At 71.5% G+C, this 20,734-nt stretch carries 18 protein-coding genes; 12 read left to right on the forward strand and 6 right to left on the reverse strand.

Going from position 1 to position 20,734, the window contains the following annotated elements; translation table 11 throughout:
- The first annotated feature begins 92 nt into the window (after positions 1-92).
- The 5 genes from H4W80_RS52875 (at position 93) to H4W80_RS52895 (ending at position 4,139) form a co-directional block, all read left to right on the forward strand.
- Positions 93-1,049 (forward strand): ABC transporter substrate-binding protein, encoded by a 957-nt coding sequence (locus H4W80_RS52875; RefSeq protein WP_192791977.1) that lies wholly within the window; start codon positions 93-95, stop codon positions 1,047-1,049.
- Positions 1,050-1,051: 2 nt separating this feature from the next.
- The gene (locus tag H4W80_RS52880; protein ID WP_192791978.1) at positions 1,052-2,086 is read left to right on the forward strand and encodes a FecCD family ABC transporter permease; all 1,035 of its coding nucleotides are present in this window, start codon (positions 1,052-1,054) and stop codon (positions 2,084-2,086) included.
- Positions 2,083-2,856: an ABC transporter ATP-binding protein gene (locus H4W80_RS52885; protein WP_192791979.1), complete on the forward strand. Its 774-nt coding sequence runs from the start codon at positions 2,083-2,085 to the stop codon at positions 2,854-2,856. Before H4W80_RS52880 ends, H4W80_RS52885 begins: the two co-directional genes overlap by 4 nt.
- Positions 2,853-3,491 carry an adenosylcobinamide amidohydrolase gene (locus H4W80_RS52890; protein WP_192791980.1) on the forward strand — a complete coding sequence of 213 codons (639 nt, stop codon included), beginning with the start codon at positions 2,853-2,855 and terminating at the stop codon, positions 3,489-3,491. The genes H4W80_RS52885 and H4W80_RS52890 overlap by 4 nt, the downstream gene beginning before the upstream one ends.
- A gap of 63 nt (positions 3,492-3,554) precedes the next feature.
- Positions 3,555-4,139: a Uma2 family endonuclease gene (locus H4W80_RS52895; RefSeq protein ID WP_192791981.1), complete on the forward strand. Its 585-nt coding sequence runs from the start codon at positions 3,555-3,557 to the stop codon at positions 4,137-4,139.
- On the opposite strand, the gene H4W80_RS52900 is transcribed toward H4W80_RS52895, so the two are convergent.
- Both H4W80_RS52900 and H4W80_RS52905 read right to left on the reverse strand, forming a co-directional pair.
- Positions 4,046-5,782 (reverse strand): hydantoinase B/oxoprolinase family protein, encoded by a 1,737-nt coding sequence (locus tag H4W80_RS52900; RefSeq protein ID WP_192791982.1) that lies wholly within the window; start codon positions 5,780-5,782, stop codon positions 4,046-4,048. The genes H4W80_RS52895 and H4W80_RS52900 overlap by 94 nt on opposite strands.
- A complete protein-coding gene (locus H4W80_RS52905) occupies positions 5,767-7,986 on the reverse strand; it encodes a hydantoinase/oxoprolinase family protein (protein WP_192791983.1) in 2,220 nt (739 codons plus the stop codon). The genes H4W80_RS52900 and H4W80_RS52905 overlap by 16 nt, the downstream gene beginning before the upstream one ends.
- 103 nt (positions 7,987-8,089) lie before the next feature.
- On the opposite strand from H4W80_RS52905, the gene H4W80_RS52910 reads away from it, so the two are divergent.
- The 6 genes from H4W80_RS52910 to H4W80_RS52935 all read left to right on the forward strand — a co-directional run bounded on the left by H4W80_RS52910 (position 8,090) and on the right by H4W80_RS52935 (position 15,857).
- Positions 8,090-9,568, forward strand: coding sequence for a zinc ribbon domain-containing protein (locus H4W80_RS52910; protein ID WP_192791984.1), 1,479 nt, complete (start codon positions 8,090-8,092; stop codon positions 9,566-9,568).
- Positions 9,568-11,307 (forward strand): serine/threonine protein kinase, encoded by a 1,740-nt coding sequence (locus H4W80_RS52915; RefSeq protein ID WP_192791985.1) that lies wholly within the window; start codon positions 9,568-9,570, stop codon positions 11,305-11,307. Before H4W80_RS52910 ends, H4W80_RS52915 begins: the two co-directional genes overlap by 1 nt.
- Positions 11,308-11,388: 81 nt before the next feature.
- Complete coding sequence (locus tag H4W80_RS52920) at positions 11,389-12,045, forward strand: response regulator (RefSeq protein ID WP_185072735.1); 657 nt, start codon at positions 11,389-11,391, stop codon at positions 12,043-12,045.
- A 70-nt stretch (positions 12,046-12,115) separates the two neighbouring features.
- Positions 12,116-14,185 carry a DUF6421 family protein gene (locus tag H4W80_RS52925; RefSeq protein WP_192791986.1) on the forward strand — a complete coding sequence of 690 codons (2,070 nt, stop codon included), beginning with the start codon at positions 12,116-12,118 and terminating at the stop codon, positions 14,183-14,185.
- Positions 14,182-14,811 (forward strand): SDR family NAD(P)-dependent oxidoreductase, encoded by a 630-nt coding sequence (locus H4W80_RS52930; protein ID WP_192791987.1) that lies wholly within the window; start codon positions 14,182-14,184, stop codon positions 14,809-14,811. The genes H4W80_RS52925 and H4W80_RS52930 overlap by 4 nt, the downstream gene beginning before the upstream one ends.
- On the forward strand, positions 14,808-15,857 hold the full coding sequence (locus H4W80_RS52935; protein WP_192791988.1) for a threonine aldolase family protein: 1,050 nt from the start codon (positions 14,808-14,810) through the stop codon (positions 15,855-15,857). The genes H4W80_RS52930 and H4W80_RS52935 overlap by 4 nt, the downstream gene beginning before the upstream one ends.
- An 8-nt stretch (positions 15,858-15,865) precedes the next feature.
- On the opposite strand, the gene H4W80_RS52940 is transcribed toward H4W80_RS52935, so the two are convergent.
- Positions 15,866-17,281: a phytoene desaturase family protein gene (locus H4W80_RS52940; protein ID WP_192791989.1), complete on the reverse strand. Its 1,416-nt coding sequence runs from the start codon at positions 17,279-17,281 to the stop codon at positions 15,866-15,868.
- Positions 17,282-17,285: 4 nt separating this feature from the next.
- Positions 17,286-17,909 (reverse strand): DUF305 domain-containing protein, encoded by a 624-nt coding sequence (locus H4W80_RS52945; protein WP_318787489.1) that lies wholly within the window; start codon positions 17,907-17,909, stop codon positions 17,286-17,288.
- Between the two features lie 128 nt (positions 17,910-18,037).
- Between H4W80_RS52945 and H4W80_RS52950 the strand changes: the two genes are divergently transcribed.
- Positions 18,038-18,751 carry a DUF3105 domain-containing protein gene (locus H4W80_RS52950; protein ID WP_192791991.1) on the forward strand — a complete coding sequence of 238 codons (714 nt, stop codon included), beginning with the start codon at positions 18,038-18,040 and terminating at the stop codon, positions 18,749-18,751.
- 150 nt (positions 18,752-18,901) lie between these two features.
- Here the strand turns inward: H4W80_RS52950 and H4W80_RS52955 are convergent, their stop codons facing one another.
- Together H4W80_RS52955 and ald are read right to left on the reverse strand one after the other, a co-directional pair.
- Positions 18,902-19,405 (reverse strand): EF-hand domain-containing protein, encoded by a 504-nt coding sequence (locus H4W80_RS52955; protein ID WP_192791992.1) that lies wholly within the window; start codon positions 19,403-19,405, stop codon positions 18,902-18,904.
- Positions 19,406-19,478: 73 nt separating this feature from the next.
- Positions 19,479-20,594, reverse strand: a complete 1,116-nt coding sequence (gene ald, locus H4W80_RS52960; protein ID WP_192791993.1) for an alanine dehydrogenase — start codon at positions 20,592-20,594, stop codon at positions 19,479-19,481.
- Positions 20,595-20,734: the final 140 nt, after the last annotated feature.

Below are 20,734 nucleotides of genomic sequence, written 5' to 3' on the forward strand. Positions count from 1 at the left end.
TGCCTCTGCGCTGACGTCATCAACCCTCGTGGAAAAGGGTGATCCGTCGCTCAAACGCGGGTCTCTCGGTTCCGACAGTGAAAGGACTTCTCGTGAGGCCCCGACGTACGGCCCTCGCGGGCGCGCTGCTGGGAACGCTGATCCTGGCCGGGTGCGGCCAGACCGGCACCACGGCCACCCCCTCCGCCGCCCCCACCGCTTCCTCCGCCCCCGCCTCTGCGGCGGGCTTCCCCGTCACCGTCGAGGCGGGCAACGGCAAGGTCACCCTCGCCAAGAAGCCCGAGCGGATCGTCTCCCTCTCGGCCACCCACACCGAGACGCTCTTCGCCATCGGCGCGGGCTCCCAGGTCGTCGCCGTGGACGACCAGTCGAACTACCCGCCCGAGGCCCCCAAGACCGACCTGTCCGGCTTCAAGCCGAACGTCGAGGCCATCGTCGCCCAGAAGCCCGACCTGGTCATCGTCTCCAACGACATCGACCAGATCGTCGCCGAGCTGGGCAAGGTGAACGTGCCCGTCCTGCTCGAACCCGCCGCCACCAAGCTCGACGAGGCGTACGAGGAGATCGCCGAGATCGGCGCGGCCACCGGCAACCAGGCCAAGGCCGACGAGGTCGTCTCCGGCATGAAGACGGCCATGGACAAGCTGGCCGCCGAGGCGCCCAAGGACAAGAAACTCACGTACTACCACGAGCTCGACCAGACGCCGTACGCGGCGACGTCCCAGACGTTCATCGGCCAGGTCTACGGCCTGTTCGGCCTCACCAACATCGCGGACAAGGCGCCCGACCAGGCGGGCGGCTATCCCAAGCTGTCGGCGGAGTTCGTGGCCCAGGCCGACCCCGACATGATCTTCCTCGGCGACGTCAAGTGCTGTGGGCAGAGCAAGGACACCCTGGCCAAGCGGCCGGGCTGGAAGGGCCTGTCGGCCATCAAGAACGACCAGGTGATCCAGCTCGACGACGACCTGGCCTCCCGCTGGGGGCCGCGCGTCGTCCAGCTCGCCGAGTCCATCGGCGCCGCGGTCGCCAAGGCCGGGGCCAAGAGCTGACCATGGCGGCACAGGCCGGCCCGTCCAGGGCCAGACCACTCTGGATCGCGTGCGCCCTGGGCGTGCTGGCCGTCTGCATGATCGCCGGGCTGCTGGACGGGGCGGCCGACATCTCGCCCTGGCAGGTGGTGCTCCAGGCCGTGGACTGGCTGCCGTTCGTCCACGTGGACTCCGGGCTCGCGCCGGTCGAGCAGGGGCTGCTGTTCGAGCTGCGGCTGCCCCGGGTGCTGGTGGCCGCGGTGGTCGGAGGGCTGCTGGCCATGGCGGGGGCGGGGTACCAGGGCGTGTTCCGCAACCCGCTCGCCGACCCGTACCTGCTGGGCGCCGCGGCCGGGGCCGGCCTGGCCACGACCGTGGCCATCGTGCTGCTGCCGGAGTCGGGCGCGAGCATCCCCGTCGCGGCCTTCCTCGGGGCCGTGGGCGGGGTGTTCCTGGCGTACACGCTCGGCAACACCGCCGGGCGCTCCGGCGGCACCGCGACGCTGGTGCTGGCCGGGGTGGCGGTCACCTCGTTCCTGACCGCGATCCAGACGTTCGTCCAGCAGTTCAAGGTCGAGGAGCTGCAGCGCGTCTACTCCTGGATCCTCGGCGACGTCGGCGGCGGGTGGGACCAGTTCTGGCTGGTGCTGCCGTACGCGGCCGTCTCGGCCGTGCTGCTCCTGCTGCACGGGCGGATGCTGGACGTGCTGTCCGTGGGCGACGAGGAGGCCACCAGCCTCGGCGTGCCGGCGGCCAGGGTGCGCCTGACCGTGCTGCTGGCCGCCTCCCTGGCCACGGCGGCGGCCGTGGCGGTGAGCGGGCTGATCGGGTTCGTGGGCATCGTCATCCCGCACATCGTGCGGCGGCTGGCGGGCGGCTCCTACCGGGTCGTGCTGCCGCTCTCGCTGATCGGCGGCGGGGCCTTCCTGGTGCTGGCCGACCTCATCGCGCGTACGGTGATCGCGCCCGCAGAGCTGCCGATCGGGGTGGTGACCATGTTCGTGGGGGCGCCGTTCTTCGTCGGCGTCCTGCGCATGACCAGGCGGACGGCGACGTGATCGGCACTCAGGCGCTGTCGGTACGGCTCGGCGACCGCGAGGTCGTCTCCGACGTCTCGCTCCAGGTCCGCGGCGGCGAGTGGCTGGCGATCATCGGGCCCAACGGGGCGGGCAAGTCCACCCTGCTCAAGGCCGTCATGGGCCTCGTCGCGCACCGGGGCGAGGTCACGCTGGACTCCCGGCCGGCGGCCCGGCTCAAGCCCCGCGAACGCGCCCGCCTGCTCGCCTACGCCCCCCAGAGCCCCGCCCTGCCGCCCGACATGACGGTCTTCGACTACGCGCTGCTCGGGCGCACCCCGTACATCCCCTACCTGGGACGCGAGAGCGCGCACGACCGGGAGGTCACCGCCGGCGTGCTCGAACGGCTCGACCTGACCGCGCTCGCCATGCGGCGCGCGGGGGAGCTGTCCGGTGGCGAGCGCCAGCGCGTGGTGCTGGCCAGGGCGCTCGCCCAGGAGGCGCCCGTCCTGCTGCTGGACGAGCCCACGACGGCCCTCGACCTCGGGCACCAGCAGCAGGTGCTGGAGCTGGTGGACCGGCTGCGGCGGGCGGACGGCCTGACCGTCGTCACCACCCTGCACGACCTGACGATCGCCGGCCTCTACGCCGACTCCCTGCTCCTGCTGGCCGGCGGGCGCGCGGTGGCCTCCGGCAAGCCCGCCCAGGTGCTCACCGAACCGTTGGTGGGACGGCACTTCGACGCCCATGTCAAGATCGAGCCGGGGCCCGACGGCCGGCCCGTCGTGCACCTCGTCAGGGGAGGGCCATGAAGCTCACATATCGGGTGGAGGACGGGGCGCGGCTGGGGGCGCTGCTGTGGGAGTTCGGGCCGGGCTGGCGGATGATCTCCTCCGCGCTGCTCGGCGGCGGGATCGGCCCGCGCGAGTGGGTGCTGAACGCGCAGGTGGTGGCCGGGTATTCACGGATGGACCCAGTCGATCACCTGCTGGCGTTAGGCCCGGAGGGGGAGGGCGTCGGCATGCTGACCGCCGCCTCCGTCGACCGCTGCGTCCAGGCCGCCGACGGCGGCGTGCAGGCGTACGCGACCGTCGGCCTCCGCGTCCCGACCTGGGCCGCCGCCCCGGAGGGGAGCGCGGACCCGGAGCTGGCGCCGATGCGCGTGGGGACCGTCAACATCGTGACCGTGCTGCCGGTGGCCATGACGGACGCGGCCCTGGTCAACGCGGTGATGACGGTCACGGAGGCGAAGTCCCAGGCGCTGATCGAGGCGGGCTACTCGTGCACGGGCACGGCGTCGGACGCGGTGTGCGTGGCCGCGCCGGCGCACGGTCCGGAGGAGCTTTTCGGCGGTCCGCGCTCGGAGTGGGGCGCACGGGCGGCCCGCGCCGTCCACGCGGCCGTGCGGCAGGGCGCCGAGGCGTGGCGACCTCGTGACTTTAAGTAACGGAATTTGGGCAAGTAGCATGTGGGCGAGGGCAAGGTTCCCGATACTTGGTGGGTGACCGCAATGGCGACGATCGACCCGACGGCGGGCGCATTTCCTGTCGCGCCGTTCACTGTCGACGACCTGTTCAAGTTCCCCGACGACGGGAACCGTTACGAGCTCTTCAACGGGAGCCTAGTAGTGAGCCCTGCCCCCACCCCCAGGCACCAGCGGGTCATCACCCGGTTGCTGACCATACTCCAAGCTGCGGCACCGCCTGAGCTGGAGTGCTTGACAACCGTCAATGTCAGCCCGAGCAACGAGGATTTCTACATCCCCGACCTTGTCGTCGTGCCCGAGCAGGTGTCTGAGGCGGTTGATCTCATGTACGCACCCAGCGACCTACTCTTGGCCGTGGAGGTGGTCAGCCCGAGCAGCAAGGCCCATGACAGAGCAACCAAAGTGGCGGCATACGCAGAGGCGGGTATCCCCCTCTACTGGCGCGTCGAGCCCATGGAGGGGCCGACGGTCTACCTCTACGAGCTCGATGGTCGCACCTACGCAGGACCTGTGGCCTACAAGGCAGGAACCACGGTCGCCTTGTCGTCGCCCTTCCCTGTGAGTTTCGACCCCGCCGAGTTGATGCGCCTCCGCAGCTGGAACCCGTAATCCTCGGCTGCTCCTCGGGCCGTGACGCGCCCAGCCTCGAGGTCGGCCAGGATCGCCTCCGGGTCGCGTTCGGACGGTGGGCCGAGGCCGGCGCCGCCCGTCGTCTCCACGATGAACGCCTCCCCGGCCGCGAACCGTACATTGTTGACCTTGGACGCCAGCCGTTCCACCGTCCCGTCCAGGTGGCGCTTGAAGAAGCCGCCCAGCCGCCCCGGCTGCCCGCCGTCACGGCCCGGGGGCGGGAGGCGGAGGCGGTCGCCGCGGGTGGTGACGTGGCAGTCGGCTAGGAAACGGTAGACCGTGCGCGAGCCCAGCCCGCCGCGGAAGCGGCCGGGGCCGCCCGAGTCCGGGATGGTCTCGACGGACTCGACGATCAGCGGGCAGCGGCTCTCCACCGGCTCCGCCTGCGGCACCGAGTTGCGGCCGATGCCGAAGTGCACGCCCGTGGCGTCCGGGCCGTCCAGGCCCCGGCGGGCGCCCACGCCGCCGAAGTCGTAGGAGAGGTGGATCCAGTACGGCGCCCCGACGGCGGCGATCGAGAACGGCTGCAGGATCCCGCTGGGCGCGATGGCACGCTCGGGGACGGCGTCGGACATGGCCTGGAAGACGGCCTCCATGGCGGCGTAGATCGGGACGTACCGGCCGCCGCACGGGTAGGGGGAGCGGGCGTTGAGCAGGGAGCCCTCGGGGAGGCGTACGTCGATGGCGCGCAGGCAGCCGTCGTTCATGGGGATCGTGGGGTCGAGGAAGCAGCGGACGGCGAAGACGGCGGCGGCGAGGGACTGCGAGGCGGAGGCGTTGATCGCGGCGGGGACCTGCGGGCCGGTGCCGGCGAAGTCCAGCACGGCTCGTTCGTCGCCGAGGGTGACGGCGACCCGGATTTCATGCGATTTTTCGGGATTTATGCCGTCATCGTCGATCGGGTAGGCCGCCTCGAACCGGCCCGCCGGCAGCTCGGCGAGCGCCGCGCGCGTCCTGGCCTCGGTGTAGTCCAGGTAGTCGTCGACGCCCGCGCTCAGGCCGTCCGCGCCGTACTCGCCGACCAGGGTCTCCAGCCGGGCGGCGGCCACCGCCGTCCCGGCCACCAGGGCCCGCACGTCGCCCATGACCTTGTCGGGGGTACGGCTGTTGGCCCGCAGGATGGCCTCCACCGTCGGATCCAGGCCCTCCTCGGTGGCCAGGCGCACCGGGGGGAGTTGGAGGCCCTCCAGGAAGATGTCCGTCGCCAGCGGGGCCATGCCGCCCGCCGAGAGGCCGCCCAGGTCGGAGACGTGGATCATGGTGGCGGTGAAGTACGCCGGAGTGCCGCCGACGAAGACCGGGCGGTAGACGAGCAGGTCGTTGGTGTGCACGCCGCCCCGGTAGGCGTCGTTGAGCACGTACACCTCGCCCGGGCTCATCCGGTCCGGGGGGATGTCCTTGAGGAGCTCGGGGAGCGCCACCTTGAGCGCCATGCTGTTCATGAGGGTGGTGGCCATGGACTGGGCGATCAGGCGGCCCCGGGCGTCGAGGACGGCGGCCGAGGCGTCGGAGCCCTCCACGATGAACGTCGAGTACGCGGAGCGGACCACCACGATGCTGGCCTCTTCCGCCGCCACGACGAGCGCGTTCCTGAGCACCTCGGCGGTCAGGAGGTCTGGCATGTCGTGCTCCTGGTGAGGTGGACGGCGCGGGTCTCGGCGAGGGTGGCGGTCCAGCCGGGCGGGACGACGATCGTGGACTCGGCGTCCTCGATGATCGCGGGGCCGGGGAGCGGGGCGCCGGCCATGGTGTCCCTGGTGTGGACGGGGACGTCGGCGTACCCTCCGGCCTCCGGGAAGTACACCCGCCTCCCCCGGGGCACGGCCGCTGCCGCCCCGTCCCGGGCCGCCCCGCTCGGTGCCGTTCCGCTCCCGACCGCCGCACGCGTTGCGCCGGGCTCCGCCGTACCGCCTCCCGCCGCACCGGCGCCGAAGTGCTGGTGCGGGTCGGAGGAGGGCGTGGTGTCCTCCGGGCCGGGGCTGGGGCGGGAAACGGGGGCGCTCGCGTCGGGGGCGGTGGGCGTGGCGGGGGGTGTGCCGGGCGGTGCGGTGGAGTCGGCGTCCGGCGGTGTGGTGGGGGCGGTGAGGCGGATGCGGTAGCTGACCAGTTCGATCTCGCCCCGTTGCGCGATCCCGTACACCTCCTCGTACCGTGCGAAGAAGCGGGACGCCAGCACCTCGTGCGAAGGCGTCCACTCGACGGTCAGGTCGTGGGACTGGCCCTTGAAGCGGACGTCCACCGACCGTGACACCAGCACCCCGGGATCCGAAGGGGAGACGCCCAGGTCGGCGGCGGCGTCGGCGGTCAGGGCGGTGAAGACGGCGGAGGGGTCGGGGGCGTCCAGGCGGGACAGGACGCGGTCGGTGGACAGGGCGCCGGTGAGGAGTCCGGCCGCCGAGGCGACGCCGCAGTGCGCGGGCACCACCACCGTCCCGATCCCGAAGCGCTCGGCGACCCGGGCCGCGTGCATGGGCCCGGCGCCGCCGAAGGCGACCAGGGCGAAGCCGCGCGGGTCGATGCCGCGCTGCACCGTCACCACGTGCACCGCCGACGCCATCGAGGCGCAGACGATCTCGTGCACGGCGTACGCGGCCTCCTCCCGGGAGCCCCCGAGCGGCGAGGCCAGCCGGTCGAGGGCCTTGGCGGCCAGGTCCGGGGTCAGGGGGAGGGAGGCGGAGGAGAGGTAGCCGAGGACCAGGTTCGCGTCCGTGACGGTGGGTTCGGAGCCGCCCAGGCCGTAACAGGCGGGCCCGGGGGAGGAGCCCGCCGAGTGCGGGCCGACGCGGAGCGCGCCGGCCGCGTCGAGCCAGGCGACGCTGCCTCCGCCCGCCCCCACCTCCGCCAGGTCGATGGCCGGGGTCTTGATGGGCACGCCGGTGCCCGCCCGCCGGCCGCCGAAGCTGCCCTTGCCGCCGACGTGGAACTCGTTCGTGATCTCGGGCGCCCCGCCACGCACGACGCACGCCTTGGCGGTGGTCCCGCCCATGTCGAACGAGATCACGTCCGGGAACCCGGTCCCGGCCGCCGCCAGCACCCCCGCCGCCGGGCCCGACTCGATCGTGGCCACCGCGCGCCGGGCGGCCAGCTCGGCGGAGATCACGCCGCCGCTCGACTCCATGACGTGGACGGGCGCGCGGATCCCGATCTCGGCCAGCCGCTCCCGGAGCTGCGAAAGGTACGACGCCATCAATGGACCGATATATGCGGACATGATGGTGGTGGTGGCGCGCTCGTACTCGCGGATCTCCGGCCAGATCTCCGACGACGTCACCACGTCCGGGATCGACTCGCGCAGGAGCTCGGCGACCTGCCGCTCATGGGCCGGGTTGGCGTACGCGTGCAGCAGGCAGACCGCCGCCGACGTGATGCCGCGGGCCGTGATCGCCGCGGCGGCCCGGCGTACCGAATCGAGGTCCAGCGGCGTCAGCACCGCGCCGCGCGCCGAGACGCGTTCCACCACCTCGAAGCAGTCGCCCGCGGCCACCGGCGGGGGCGGCGGCGAGAAGCGCAGGTCGTAGCGGTCCTCCTCGACCCGCGCGTAGCGCCCGAGCGGGACGGCGGCGCGGAAGCCCTGGGTCGTGACGAAGGCGACCCGGACCCCCTTGCGTTCGAGCACCGCGTTGGTGGCCAGCGTCGTCGCGTGGACGACCCGCCTGACCTGCGCCGGGTCGCGGTCGCCGAGGGCGCGCGTAACGCCGGCCACGATGCCCGCGATGGGGTCGTAGTGGGTGCTCAAACATTTGGCCACGGCAACCGCGCCGGACGTGCCTCCAAGGACCACATCGGTGAAGGTGCCACCGACATCTACGCCGATCGTGTAGTCCACCCGGGTACGTTATTCCCCCTAGCAAGCGCTTGTCTACGTGGCGGTCTATTGACTTACAGCATGTGCTTGGGACCCTGGTCCTAGACCTGCGTTGGGAGCGGAGATGGCGCGCCTCACAGCTCTTGCCGGTGGCGTCGCGGCGGCACTGGTGCTGATCGCGATGCCGGTCGCGGCTCACGAGCACCCGAGCGGGATCACCGACCTGGTGACCCCCGCCGTGGTGCGGGTGGAAGCCGTGTCCCATGTGGAGATCACCCTGCTCGACCACATCGGCGAGCTCAAACATGTGGAGCGGTCCTACGACATCCCGTTCGCCACGGGCACCGGGACCGTCGTCAACCCCGACGGCGCCATCATCGCGCTCAGACGCCTGGCCGTGAACCCCAACGACGTCGCGATCTACGCCGCGAACAAGGTCTTCGCCGAGCACCACAAGGTGAAGATCCCCCTCGACTACGACAAGCACAAGCTCAAGGACGACCTGCTCAACCACCACCTGCAGGAGTGCTACCCGCCGAAGACCGACACCGCCACCTGCATCATCAACGTGACCACCGAGATCACGGCCTACCCCAACGTGTCGCCGCCGAGCCCCGGCGGCATCAAGGTCAAGTGCATCAAGGCCGGCCCGACGCCCGACAGCCCCGCCGTGCTGGTGCCGGTCACCCCCGTGACCGGAGGCGTCGGCATGCCCACCGCGCCGCTCGCCGACCAGGTGCCCGCGCAGGAGGGTGCGCCCACCAACGTGGCGGGCTTCCTCGGCCGGCCGGGCCCGAAGGTCCTGGAGACCGTCGAGATCGCCCACCTCGGCAAGGGCGGTGCGGGCGGCGCGGGCGGTGACGCCGGCAGGCCGTTCGCCGACCCGGAGAAGAAGGTGGACGAGCCGGTCAAGCTGGGCGGCCTGGCCGACCAGGGACTCATCGGCGCCCCCGTGATCGGCGACAAGAACGGCCACGTCATCGGCCTGCTGGTGGGCGGTGGCAAAGAAGGCAAGATGATCGGCATCAGGGAGATCAACGGCATCCTGGCCGCCGCCAAGGTGGTGCCGCGCAGAGGCGCGATCGACACGGCGTTCGAGGCGGCGCTGACCCGCTATCACACCAAGTACTACACGGAGGCGGCGCCCGGCTTCCAGCGCGTGCTGGAGCTCTATCCGGGCAACGTGGTGGCCGCCAAGCTGCTGAAGACCTCGCTGGAGAAACGGGGCGGGCCGGAGGACCAGGGCACGAAACAGGTGGCGGCCACCACCACCCGCTCGACCCCGCTGTGGCCGTTCATCGTGGCGGCCGGAATCCTCTTCATGGCCGCCGCCGGCGGGGCGTATCTGCTGTGGCGCCGCCGTGCTCCTGAAAAGGTGACAGAGCCGCCAGAGCCACTGGCGGCGACCGCGCCACCGCTCGACGACGCGGCCGGCCAGACCGTGGTCGTACGGCGGTCGCAGGCGTTCCCCATGGTCCCCCAGCAACAACAGCAGGTGATGACCGCGCCGAACCCGGCGGTCAAGTACTGCACCTCGTGCGGCATGCGACTCGGGCCCGCGCATCGCTTCTGCGGCTACTGCGGCCACCCCATCGAGACGTGATGCCATTGAACGAAAGATCGCTCATCGGCCAGGAGGTGGCCGGGTACTACATCGAGGACATCGTCGGCAAGGGCGGCATGGCCGTGGTCTACCTTGCGCTCGACCCCAGGTTGAGCCGCCGGGTGGCGCTGAAGATCCTCAACCCGGTGCTCAGCGTCGACGACCGGTTCAGGCAGCGGTTCATCCTGGAGTCCCGAACGGTCGCCAGCATCGAGCACCCCAACATCATCCCGATCTACGAGGCCAACGCCGACGCCGACGGCGTCCTCTACATCGCCATGCGCTACGTCGACGGGCTCGACCTGCGCCGGCTCATCTACGACCGCGGACCGCTGCCGATCGGCCAGGCGAACCAGATCTTCGCCCAGGTCGCCGCCGCCCTCGACGCCGCGCACGCGCACGACCTGATCCACCGCGACGTCAAACCGGCCAACATCCTGCTGGCCGGCGACCACGTCTACCTCACCGACTTCGGCATCACCAAGCACCGCTCGTCGATCTCCGGGCTGACCCAGACCGACCAGTTCATCGGCACGCCCCGTTATATGTCGCCCGAGCAGATCAACAAGGAGCACATCGACGGCCGCGCCGACCAGTACGCGCTGGCCTGCGTGGTCTACGAGGGGCTCTCGGCGCGGCTGCCGTTCCAGCGCGAGAACGACATCGCGCTGCTCTGGGCCCACCTCGCCGAGCAGCCGACGCCGCTGTCGCAGCTCAGGCCCGACCTGCCCGCGCAGATCGACGCCGTGATGATGCGGGCGCTGGCCAAGGCGCCCGAGCAGCGCTACGCCACCTGTACGGAGTTCGTGACCGCGCTGCGTGACGCGATCAGCGGGCATCAGCCCGATCTCATGAGCGGCCCCGCCGGCGGGCCCCACCTCGTGCCCCGCCAGGGTCCCCACTCGGGTCCCCACTCGGGCCCCCACTCGGGGCCGCACCCGGCGCCGTACCCCGCGCCCGTCCCGGGACAGACGACGGGACCGACGGCGGGACCCGCGACCGGCCCCCAGAGCAGCCCCCCGACCGGCCCCGGCTCCGGCCCGCACCCCGCACCCGTGCTGGGGTCCTCGTTCGCGCCGATCGGGTCGGACCGGGCCCCCTCGCCGCCCACGCATCCGACCGCCCCCAAGAAGCGCCCAGGACGCGTCCCGATCGTGGCCACTACGCTGGTCGCCGCCGCCGCGGCTCTCGCGCTCGTCGCCATGATCATCATGAACCACCAAGGCGACACCTGGTCCCGCTACAAGACCAGCGCCGCCGCGCCGCTCACCTTCGAGTACCCGGGCGACTGGACCGTGCGCACCCACCAGGACCTGTTCGCGGTGGTCTCGCCGCACGCCCAGGAGTTCGAGTCCCTGTTCGTGGCCGGCCCCGGCGCGGACTGGTCGGCGATCACCCAGGTCGTCGAGGACGACCCCGACTCCGCCTCGGGCGTCTACGTCCAGGTCTCCGACACCCTCGACGCCGGCGGCAGCTCCGAGCAGATGAAGGCCAAGATGGAGGCCCTGCTGCCCGGCCAGGTCGACGTCGGCAAGCCCGTGCCGGACCAGGCCGGCTCCAGCCCCGCCACCCGCTTCGACGGCTCCCTGCACGACCCCGCGACCGGGACCAGGCTGGGATTCGTCAGCTACGTGATCGACCGCCGGCCCAAGACCATGCTCGTGATGTACTTCTGCGCCAAGACCACGTGCGACGACGCCACCCAGACCCGCATCCGGCAGAGCGTCCACGTGTCGTGACTTGTGACTCACTTGCGTGCGGCTTGGCCTGGGTGTTCTGGCGGTGTTCAAGGTGGGGGCGCGGCGTCTACCCTCCGGCTTGTGGGCATTCGCATAGTCATCGCCGACGATCAGGCGATGGTCAGGGCCGGGCTGCGCATGGTCGTCGACAGCGACCCCGGCATGGAGGTGGTCGGCGAGGCGTCCGACGGGCGTGAGGCCGTCGCCGTGGTCAGGCGTACGCGGCCGGACATCGTGCTCATGGACATCTCGATGCCCCGGCTCGACGGGCTGGCCGCGGCCAAGGAGCTGCTGGACGACCCGTCGCCGCCCAAGGTCATCACGCTGACCACGTTCGACACCGACGAGAACCTCTACGCCGCGCTGCGCGCCGGCACCAGCGGGTTCCTGCTGAAGGTGTCGCCGCCGGAGCAGCTCCTGGAGGCGATCAGGGTCGTGCACGCCGGTGACGCGCTGCTCGACCCGGCCGTGACGAGCCGGGTGATCGCCACGTTCGCGGGGCGGGCCGAGCCGACGCCCTCGCCCCGGCTGGCCGAGCTGACGCCGCGCGAGCTGGAGGTGCTGCGGCTGCTGGCGCGCGGCCTCACCAACGCCGAGATCGCCGGGGAGCTGTACGTGGGGGAGGCCACGGTCAAGACGCACGTGGCGCGGGTGCTGATGAAGCTGTCGCTCCGGGACCGCGCGCAGGCCGTGGTGTTCGCGTACGAGACCGGGGTGGTCAGGCCGGGCGCCGCCTGAGGGTTTGGCGGGACATGGGGTGTCATGTGTATATTTTCCGTCAGAAGGCGGTAGATACAGGAGATATTTCATGCAAGCGTTCCCTCGGGTGCTGTTCGACGAGGCCCACAGCGAGTCGTGGACCGTCCGGCGCGAGGTGGCCGAGGCCATCAACCCCGCCCATCCCGACGACAACAGCTACGCCCGCGCGGCCGGGCTGCTGCGGCACCTGGGCCACACGGTCGGCGCCCACACCTCCGGCGCGCTCACGCCCGAGACGCTCGCCGAGCAGGACGTCCTGGTGATCGCGCACCCGTCGGGAGAGCGGTGGGAACGTACCATCGGGCAGGGCAGCCCCCTCTTCACCGCCGACGAGCTGGACGCGATCGAGTCCTTCGTCGCCGGCGGCGGCGGGCTGGTGGTGCTGGCCGAGGAGGAGCAGGACAAGTACGGCAACAACCTGCGCGAGCTGCTCGGGCGGTTCGGCGTGGGCGTCGCGCACACCACCGTGCGCGACCCGAGGCACGCGCACCGGGACGTGGCCACCTGGGTGCTGGCCGAGCCCGCGACCACCTCCGGCCTGCTCGCCGGCGTCCGCACGGCCTGCTTCTACCGCACCGGCGTCCTCACGGTCTCCAGTGAGGGCGCGGGCGAGGTGCTGTTCGCGACCTCGCCGACCGCCGACCCGGCGGGCGCGCCGCTGGCCGCCGCCGTCCGGTACGGCAAGGGGCGCGTGGTCGCCTTCGCCGACTCCGACCTCTTCGGCGACGACTCCATCGAGGACTACGACCACCGGCGCCTCTGGGGCAACGTGGTCACCTGGGCCGCTCGCGTCCCGGACGCCGGCGCCGCCACCGGGTCGCGCGACGAGGCCAAGGCGGCCGGGTTCGCCCGGCTCAAGGCGGCCGTCGAGGAGCTGCGGCCGCTGCAGGTCAAGGACGGCTCGGTGCCGGAGGAGAAGGAGCGGGCGAAGGCGCTGGTGGCCGAGATCGGGACACGCCTGGGCGAAATATCGCCATATTTCCCGCATGACGCCGCATACCTCCAGGCCGTCCGGGACGACCTGGCGAAGTGGGCCGGCCAGGACCTCGGCGTGCCCGACTTCCTCGACTCGCTCGACCTGTTCCACCCCGACACCCAGCGCGAGGACGGGCTGGAGCACGTCGTGCTCTTCCCCATGTACACCCAGAACGGCAACCCCGCCCGCAACCTGGAGGCCGTCTGGATCCGGACGATCTGGCCGGACTGGCTGGCCGAGCTGGAGGCGGGCGGCTACGACAACCCGATGTTCGTGCCGATCGCGTTCGAGGACTTCACCTCCGGCTACGACACCCACTCCGCCGTGCTCTTCCCCGAGACGGTCGCGGTGCGGCAGGCTCCGGCGCGCTTCACCTGGGGCGGGATCTTCGCCGACCGGGAGGCCGCCAGGTTCAGGCGGGTGTCGCAGGCCGCCGCCGAGACGCTCAAGCTCGACCTGCCGCCGGACGCGGCCAGGCTGCTGGCCTCGCAGCGGCTCGCGCAGGACACGTTCGTGCTCTGGGACCTGGTCCACGACCGCACCCACAGCCACGGCGACCTGCCGTTCGACCCGTTCATGATCAAGCAGCGGATGCCGTACTGGCTGTACTCGCTGGAGGAGCTGCGCTGCGACCTGACCGCGTTCGGCGAGGCCGTCAAGCTGGAGGCGCGGGGCGTGCCGCACGCGCGGTACGTGCAGGTGGCGATCCTGTTCGACCGGCTGTTCAGGTTCCCGATCACCGGGGAGCGGGTGCGGAACTACGACGGGCTCGGCGGGCAGCTGCTCTTCGCGTACCTGCACCGCAACGACATCGTGCGCTGGACGGACAACCGGCTCACGATCGACTGGGAGCGGGTCGCGGACGGGGTCGCCGACCTGCGGGGCGAGGTCGAGAAGCTGTACCGCGACAGCATCGACCGGTCCAAGCTGGCGCACTGGCTGGCGGCGTACGAGCTGGTGAGCGCGTACGTGGCGCCGCACCCCGGCTCCACCTGGGCCAAGGGGGTCCAGGCGCTGCCGGAGGAGCAGAAGGCCAAGGTGGACGCGGTGCTGGCGGACGAGTTCCCGCTGAGCATGTTCTACGAGGCACTGCGCCGTAAGCTGGGCGAAGTGGTCGAATCGACTAAGGGACTTCGCGCATGATCATTCTGGTTACGGGTGCTGGGGGGCCGACCGGGGAGGCCGTTTCCGAATATTTCCGGAAAAATGGCCATACGGTGATCGCGGTCGACAAAGAGGACGTCGACCTGCTCGACCGCACCGCCGTACAGGGCCTGGCCGACTGGATCGAGCGTGACCACGGCCGCGTGGACGGCGTGGTGCACCTGGTCGGCGGCTGGCGCGGCGCCGGCTCGTTCGCCGAGACCAGCCTCGACGACTGGGACCTCCTGCACGACCTGTTGATCCGCACGCTCCAGAACGTGTCGCTGGCCTTCGAGCCGCTGCTGCGCGACAGCGACAACGGCCGCTTCGTGATCGTCTCGGCCAAGGCGGCCGAGCGGCCCTCCGCCGGGGGCGCCGCCTACGCGGCGGCCAAGGCGGCGGCCGAGGCGTGGACGCTCTCCCTGGCCGACGCGCTCTCCGGCACCGGCAGCGCGGCCACCATCCTGGTGGTCAAGGCCCTGGTGAACGACGCCATGCGGGCCGAGAAGCCCGACGCGAAGTTCGCCGGCTTCACCGACGTACACGACCTCGCGGCGGCCATCGGCGGCCTCTACGACCGCCCCGCCGCCGAGGTCAACGGCACCCGATTGGACCTTACTGCGTGACTTCCCGGCACGACCCCCGGCTCAAGGCGTTCGCCAGCGACAACTACGCCGGGGTACACCCCGAAATCCTCCAGGCCATCGCCGCCGCCAACGGCGGCCACCAGACCGCCTACGGCGAGGACGTCTACACCGAGGCCATGGGGGAGGTCTTCAAGCGGCACTTCGGCGAGCGGGCGCAGGCCTGGCCGGTCTTCAACGGCACGGCCGCGAACGTCGTCTCCCTCCGCTCGATGACCGCCCACTGGGAGGCGGTCATCTGCGCGGAGAGCGCCCACATCAACACCGACGAGGGCGGGGCGCCCGAGGTGGCGGGCGGCATCAAGCTGCTCACCGTGCCCACGCCCGACGGCAAGCTCACGCCGGAGCTGATCGACCGGCAGGCGTGGGGGTTCGGCGACGTGCACCGGGCGCAGCCGCGCGTGGTGTCCATCTCCAACACCACCGAGCTCGGCACCCTCTACACGGCCGACGAGATCGCGGCGATCTGCTCGCACGCGCATGACCTGGGGCTGCTCGTCCACCTCGACGGCTCCCGCCTCACCAACGCCGCCGCCGCCCTCGACGTCCCGCTGCGGGCCCTCACGACGGACGCGGGGGTGGATGTGCTCTCCTTCGGCGGCACCAAGATCGGGCTGCTGTACGGGGAGGCGGTCGTCGTCCTCAATCCCGCCGCCGCGACCGGGGTCGACTACCTCCGTAAGACGTTCATGCAGCTGTCGTCGAAGATGCGCTTCGTGTCGGCGCAGTTCGAGGCGCTGCTGTCGGGGGACCTGTGGCTGCGCAACGCCCGCCAGGCCAACGCCATGGGTCGGCGCCTGGCCGAGGCTGTCAGCGGCATCCCGGGGGTGCGGCTGACCCGGCCGGTGGAGGCGAACGCGGTCTTCGCGATCCTGCCCCGGGACGTGACGGAGCGGCTGGCCAAGCGGTTCCGGTTCTACACGTGGAACGAGGCGACGGGCGAGGTGCGGTGGATGTGCGCCTTCGACACGACGGAGGCCGACGTGGACGCCTTCGCCGCCGCCCTGGCCGACGAGATGCGCGCGTAGGGCGGCCGTCAGGGCTTGCTGGGGGCGGACCGCAGGGCGAGGCGGGCCGCCTGCCAGCCGCCCACCCCGTGCACCGACGGGCCGGGCGGGGTGGAGGCCGAGCACAGGAAGACGCCCGGCAGCGGGGTGCGCCACGGCGCCGGGGACCAGACGGGGCGGCGCAGGAACTGGACCAGGCTGGTGAGGCCGCCGGTGATGTCGCCGCCCACCAGGTTGGGGTTGGCGGCCTCCAGGTCGGCGGGGCCCATCGTGTGGCGGGCCAGGACGCGGTCGCGGAAGCCGGGCGCGTACCGCTCGATCTGGCTCTCGATGGCGTCGGTCATGTCCACCGTCGAGCCGGCGGGCACGTGGCAGTACGCCCAGAAGGTGTGCCCGCCCCTCGTCGGGTCCGCCGCGTACGGCTGGACCGCCAGCACGTACGGCCGGGGCGAGTGCCGCCCGGCGCTCGTCTCCGCCTCGCTGAGCGCGATCTCCTCCAGCGTCCCGCCCAGGTGCACCGTGCCCGCGTCCGCCACCGCCGGGTCGCGCCACGGCACCGGCCCGTCCAGGGCCCAGTCCATCTTGAAGACGCCGGGGCCGTACCGGAAGCGGGCGAGCCGCCGCCGGTAGCCCGCCGGCAGGTCCGCCATCGCGAGGAACTGCCGGGGCGAGACGTCCAGCACCACCGTCGGCGCGGACAGCTCCGAGAGCCGGCGCACGCGGTGGCCGGTGACCGCCTCCCCGCCCAGCGACCTGAGCTCGGCCACCAGCGCGTCGGCCAGCACCTGCGACCCGCCCCGCACCAGCGGCCAGCCCGCCAGGTGGGCCAGGGAGGCCAGCATCAGCCCGTATCCGGCGGTGATGGGCGCGCGCAGGTCGCGTACGGAGTGGGCGGCCATGCCCGCGATGAGCGCCCGCCCCTCCATGGTCCTGAACGCCCGCCGGGCGAACGTCGTGGCGGGCAGGGCCGCCGCGAGCCCGAACCTGGCCGCCTGCGCGAACGTGCGCGGCCCCGTCGCCCGCCACGGGCCGAGCGGCTTGAGAAGCAGGTCCACCAGCGGGAGCCCGGCGCGGGCCGCCGCGCCCACGGTCGCCAGCCACGCGCCCGCGTCGCGGCCCAGGCCCTGGGCGGTGCGGTGGGCGTCGCGGTGCACGAGCGCGGCAGGACGGCCGTCGAGCGGATGGGCCACGGGCACCGGGGGATGGACGAACTCCACGCCCGGAAGGTCCAGCGCCCGGAGCGCGGGAGACGCCACGGCCATCGCCATCACGGTCGCGCACAGGTCGTGCACCCGGCCCGGCAGCGTCAGCTCGCCGGAGCGCAGCCCGCCGCCGAAGCGGTCGGCGGCCTCCAGCAGCAGCACCCTGCGCCCGGCGCGGGCCAGCGTGACGGCGGCGACGAGCCCGTTGGGCCCGGAGCCCACCACGACGGCGTCGGCGTCCATGGCGCTACTGAGGCTTGAGGATGGACGGGTAGGGTTGCGCGCCCCGCTGCTTGAGCAGCTCCGTCATGAGCTTGATCTCCCCGCTCTGCCCCTGGACGATCTTCTGCGCCATGCTGACGACCTCGGCGCGCGTGGACAGCTTGAGCAGCCCCTCGGCCATCTGCACGCCTCCCTCGTGGTGGCGGATCATCAGCTGCAGGAACAGCACCTCGGCCTGCGTGCCCTGCGCCTCCTTGAGCTGGGTCAGCTCCTGCGGCGTGGCCATGCCGGGCATGGAGCCGGGCGTGGCTGCGGCGGCGCCGCCGTGGCCGTGGCCGCTCATCCAGGCCATCGGCTTCTGGTCGGTCGCCGGGTCGAGACCCCACTGCTGCAGCCAGCCCAGGAACATGCCGCGCTGGTTGGCCTGGGTGTTGATGATGTCGAAGGCCAGGTTTCTGATCTCCTTGGCCGGGCCCTTGTCCCTGACGATGAAGGACATGTCGACGGCCTGGGCGTGGTGCGTGGCCATGTCGCGGGCGAATCCGGCCTCGGGCGAGGTGTCGCCGGGCGTGCCGTCACGGCCGAACAGGAAAAATGCGGCCAGGGCGAGCACGAGCACGCCGCAGGCGATCAGGATGGGTCTACTCACGGGTTTTTCCATGGCCCGTCCAGCGTACCCATCGATGGCGTCGTGATCGGACGCTTATAAGCGCCTTATTCTCCGCATACGCCGGGAGGCAATAGGGTGACCGGAGTTGGTACGCCGATGGAGGAACGATGACGAAGGAGAAGGCGCAGGCGAGGCGCGAGCATCTTGCGAAGATGCGGGCCGAGCAGAAGCGCAAACAACGCCGCGCCGCGCTGCTCATGTGGGGGACGGGCGGTCTGATCATCGTGGTGCTCGTCGGCGTGGTCGGCTTCTACCTGGTCAAGCAGGCCAGAGAGAACTCGCTGGACGCCGTGGCCAACTACAAGTACGAGGCCGGGCAGCACGTGTGGAACGCGGTCACCTACAAGGAGACCCCGCCGGTGGGCGGTCAGCACAACAACTACTGGCAGGCGTGCTCGATCTACGACAAGCCCATCCACAACGAGCACGCCGTGCACTCCCTGGAGCACGGGGCCGTCTGGATCACCTACCGGCCCGACCTGCCCAAGGCGCAGATCGACAAGCTGAAGGAAGTGGCGACGTCCACGGGCCAGCAGGACTACATGCTGGTCAGCCCGTACCCCAACCTGCCCGCGCCGGTGGTCGCGTCGTCGTGGGGGCACCAGCTCAAGCTGAACGACCCCGCCGACCCCAAGCTGGGGGCGTTCATCAAGAAGTTCCAGAACGGGAAGGACACGCCGGAGCCCGGCGCGACGTGCGGGGGCGGGGACGCCATCACGACGACGGCGGACCAGTCGCCGCTGCCGCCCGAGCCGACGGGCAACCAGCAGCAGCCGCCGATGGAGACCATCTCGCCGTCGCCCAGCCAGTCGCAGAAGTAGCCGGCGCGGCCGGTGGGCATCGGCCGGAGCGAGGAGCGGCCGCCGTAGGCCGGAGGGGCGGGTGGGTGTGGCCCCTTCGGCGGCCCCTTTGATGGGGTGGCCGCCCCCTCGTGGGTGTGGGCACTCCGGCCGACGCCCGTGACGGGGGTCTCACACCCCGTCGATGAGGAGGCCCTGGCGGGCGCGGGAGTATTCCTCGAAGGAGATGCGGCCGTCGCCGTCGGCGTCCACCCGCGAGAAGGCCGCGGCGAGGTCGGTGTCCGCGCGGTTCCAGACCGTGCGGAAGTCCTCCATGGTGATCCAGCCGTCGCCGTCGCGGTCGGCGACCGCGAAGGTGGCCCGGGTGATCGGCGCGAGCACGGCTTCGAGCGCTCCCGTGCGTACCAGCGACTCGAAGGACGTGACGTACTCCTCCTTGCTGATCTTCCCGTCGCGGTCGGTGTCGAGGGCCCTGGCGTGGGTGTCCCAGGCGTTGAGGAAGGCGTTGACGACCGCCTCGGCCTCGGGCGCGTCCGCGCGCACGCCGGTCTGCTCCAGCCGCCGCTGGGCCAGCGCCAGGTAGTCGTATCGGGTCAGGAAGCCGTCGCCGTCGGCGTCCAAGTCCTTGAAGTTGCGCTCCGCGCTCTCGCGGAAGCTGCTCTTCTGCGCCATCATGACTCCGATCAGTTACTCTAAGTAGCCTAGCGCTACTTAGCGTAACTCGCACGGGATGTGATGGACAGAAGGCTCAAGAAAGCGCGTGTTCGGCGGGCGTCCACTCCAGACCGTGCGCCTCGGCCACCGGACGGCTGGTCAGGTGGCCGTCGTGGGTGCTCAGGCCCAGCGCGAGCGCCGGGTCCTCGCGCATGGCCCGCTGCCAGCCCAGGTCGGCGATGGCCAGCGCGTACGGCAGCGTCACGTTCGTCAGCGCGAACGTCGAGGTGTGCGGCACCGCGCCGGGCATGTTGGCCACGCAGTAGAAGATCGAGTCGTGCACCCGGTACGTGGGCCGCTCGTGCGTGGTCGGCCGGGAGTCCTCGAAACAGCCGCCCTGGTCGATCGCGATGTCCACCAGCACCGAGCCCGGCTTCATCCTGCTCACCAGGTCGTTGCTCACCAGGGTCGGCGCCTTGGCGCCGGGCACCAGCACCGCGCCGATGACCAGGTCGGCCTCCAGCACCGCCTGCTCGATCTCCAGCGTGTTGGAGGCGACGGTCTGGCAGTGGCCCTGGTAGATCAGGTCGGCCTGGCGCAGCTTGTCGATGTTGTTGTCGAGCAGCAGCACCTCCGCCTGCATGCCGAGGGCGATGGCGGCGGCGTTCATGCCGGACACGCCGGCTCCGATGACCACGACCTCCGCCGCGCGCACGCCGGAGACGCCCCCCATCAGCACGCCCCTGCCGCCTCCCGAGCGCATCAGGTGGTACGCGCCCACCTGCGGCGCCAGCCTGCCCGCCACCTCGGACATGGGCGCGAGCAGGGGCAGCGCCCGGTCGGCCGTCTGGACGGTCTCGTAGGCCACGGCGGTGGTGCCGGAGTCGAGCAGGGCCCGCGTGCAGGGCCTGGACGCGGCCAGGTGCAGGTACGTGAACAGCACCTGCCCCTTGCGCAGCCGGTGGTACTCCTCCGGCACCGGCTCCTTCACCTTCATGACCATGTCGGCGGCCGACCAGACCTCGTCGGCGTCCGCGACCATGACGGCCCCCGCCGCCGCGAAGTCGTCGTCGGGGATCGCGGAGCCGACGCCCGCCCCCTGTTCCACGAGGACCCGATGGCCGTGGCGGACGAATTCGTGTACTCCGGCCGGGGTAAGGGCCACCCGATATTCGCTGTTCTTGAGCTCTTTCGGAACACCGACTTTCATGGGCGAACTCTTCTCGCTCTTGCGCGCTTACGCCTCCGTTCTTCCTCTCTGCCCCGAAAAGGTGAGGATTATCGGGCTGATTACCCTGGTGCCGCCGTACCTCGATAGGCTCACCGGCAGTCCGAACGTCAGGATGGGAT

The sequence above is a fragment of the Nonomuraea angiospora genome (genome assembly GCF_014873145.1).
GTDB lineage: Bacteria > Actinomycetota > Actinomycetes > Streptosporangiales > Streptosporangiaceae > Nonomuraea > Nonomuraea angiospora.

What these genes read in the sequence shown, in the direction of transcription:
- H4W80_RS52880 (WP_192791978.1), top strand. Translation starts at nt 1,052, where the DNA reads ATGGCGGCACAGGCCGGCCCGTCCAGGGCCAGACCACTCTGGATCGCG.
- H4W80_RS52890 (WP_192791980.1), top strand. Translation starts at nt 2,853, where the DNA reads ATGAAGCTCACATATCGGGTGGAGGACGGGGCGCGGCTGGGGGCGCTG.
- H4W80_RS52895 (WP_192791981.1), top strand. Translation starts at nt 3,555, where the DNA reads ATGGCGACGATCGACCCGACGGCGGGCGCATTTCCTGTCGCGCCGTTC.
- H4W80_RS52900 (WP_192791982.1), bottom strand. Translation starts at nt 5,782, where the DNA reads ATGCCAGACCTCCTGACCGCCGAGGTGCTCAGGAACGCGCTCGTCGTG.
- H4W80_RS52910 (WP_192791984.1), top strand. Translation starts at nt 8,090, where the DNA reads ATGGCGCGCCTCACAGCTCTTGCCGGTGGCGTCGCGGCGGCACTGGTG.
- H4W80_RS52915 (WP_192791985.1), top strand. Translation starts at nt 9,568, where the DNA reads ATGCCATTGAACGAAAGATCGCTCATCGGCCAGGAGGTGGCCGGGTAC.
- H4W80_RS52925 (WP_192791986.1), top strand. Translation starts at nt 12,116, where the DNA reads ATGCAAGCGTTCCCTCGGGTGCTGTTCGACGAGGCCCACAGCGAGTCG.
- H4W80_RS52930 (WP_192791987.1), top strand. Translation starts at nt 14,182, where the DNA reads ATGATCATTCTGGTTACGGGTGCTGGGGGGCCGACCGGGGAGGCCGTT.
- H4W80_RS52940 (WP_192791989.1), bottom strand. Translation starts at nt 17,281, where the DNA reads ATGGACGCCGACGCCGTCGTGGTGGGCTCCGGGCCCAACGGGCTCGTC.
- H4W80_RS52950 (WP_192791991.1), top strand. Translation starts at nt 18,038, where the DNA reads ATGACGAAGGAGAAGGCGCAGGCGAGGCGCGAGCATCTTGCGAAGATG.
- H4W80_RS52955 (WP_192791992.1), bottom strand. Translation starts at nt 19,405, where the DNA reads ATGATGGCGCAGAAGAGCAGCTTCCGCGAGAGCGCGGAGCGCAACTTC.
- ald (WP_192791993.1), bottom strand. Translation starts at nt 20,594, where the DNA reads ATGAAAGTCGGTGTTCCGAAAGAGCTCAAGAACAGCGAATATCGGGTG.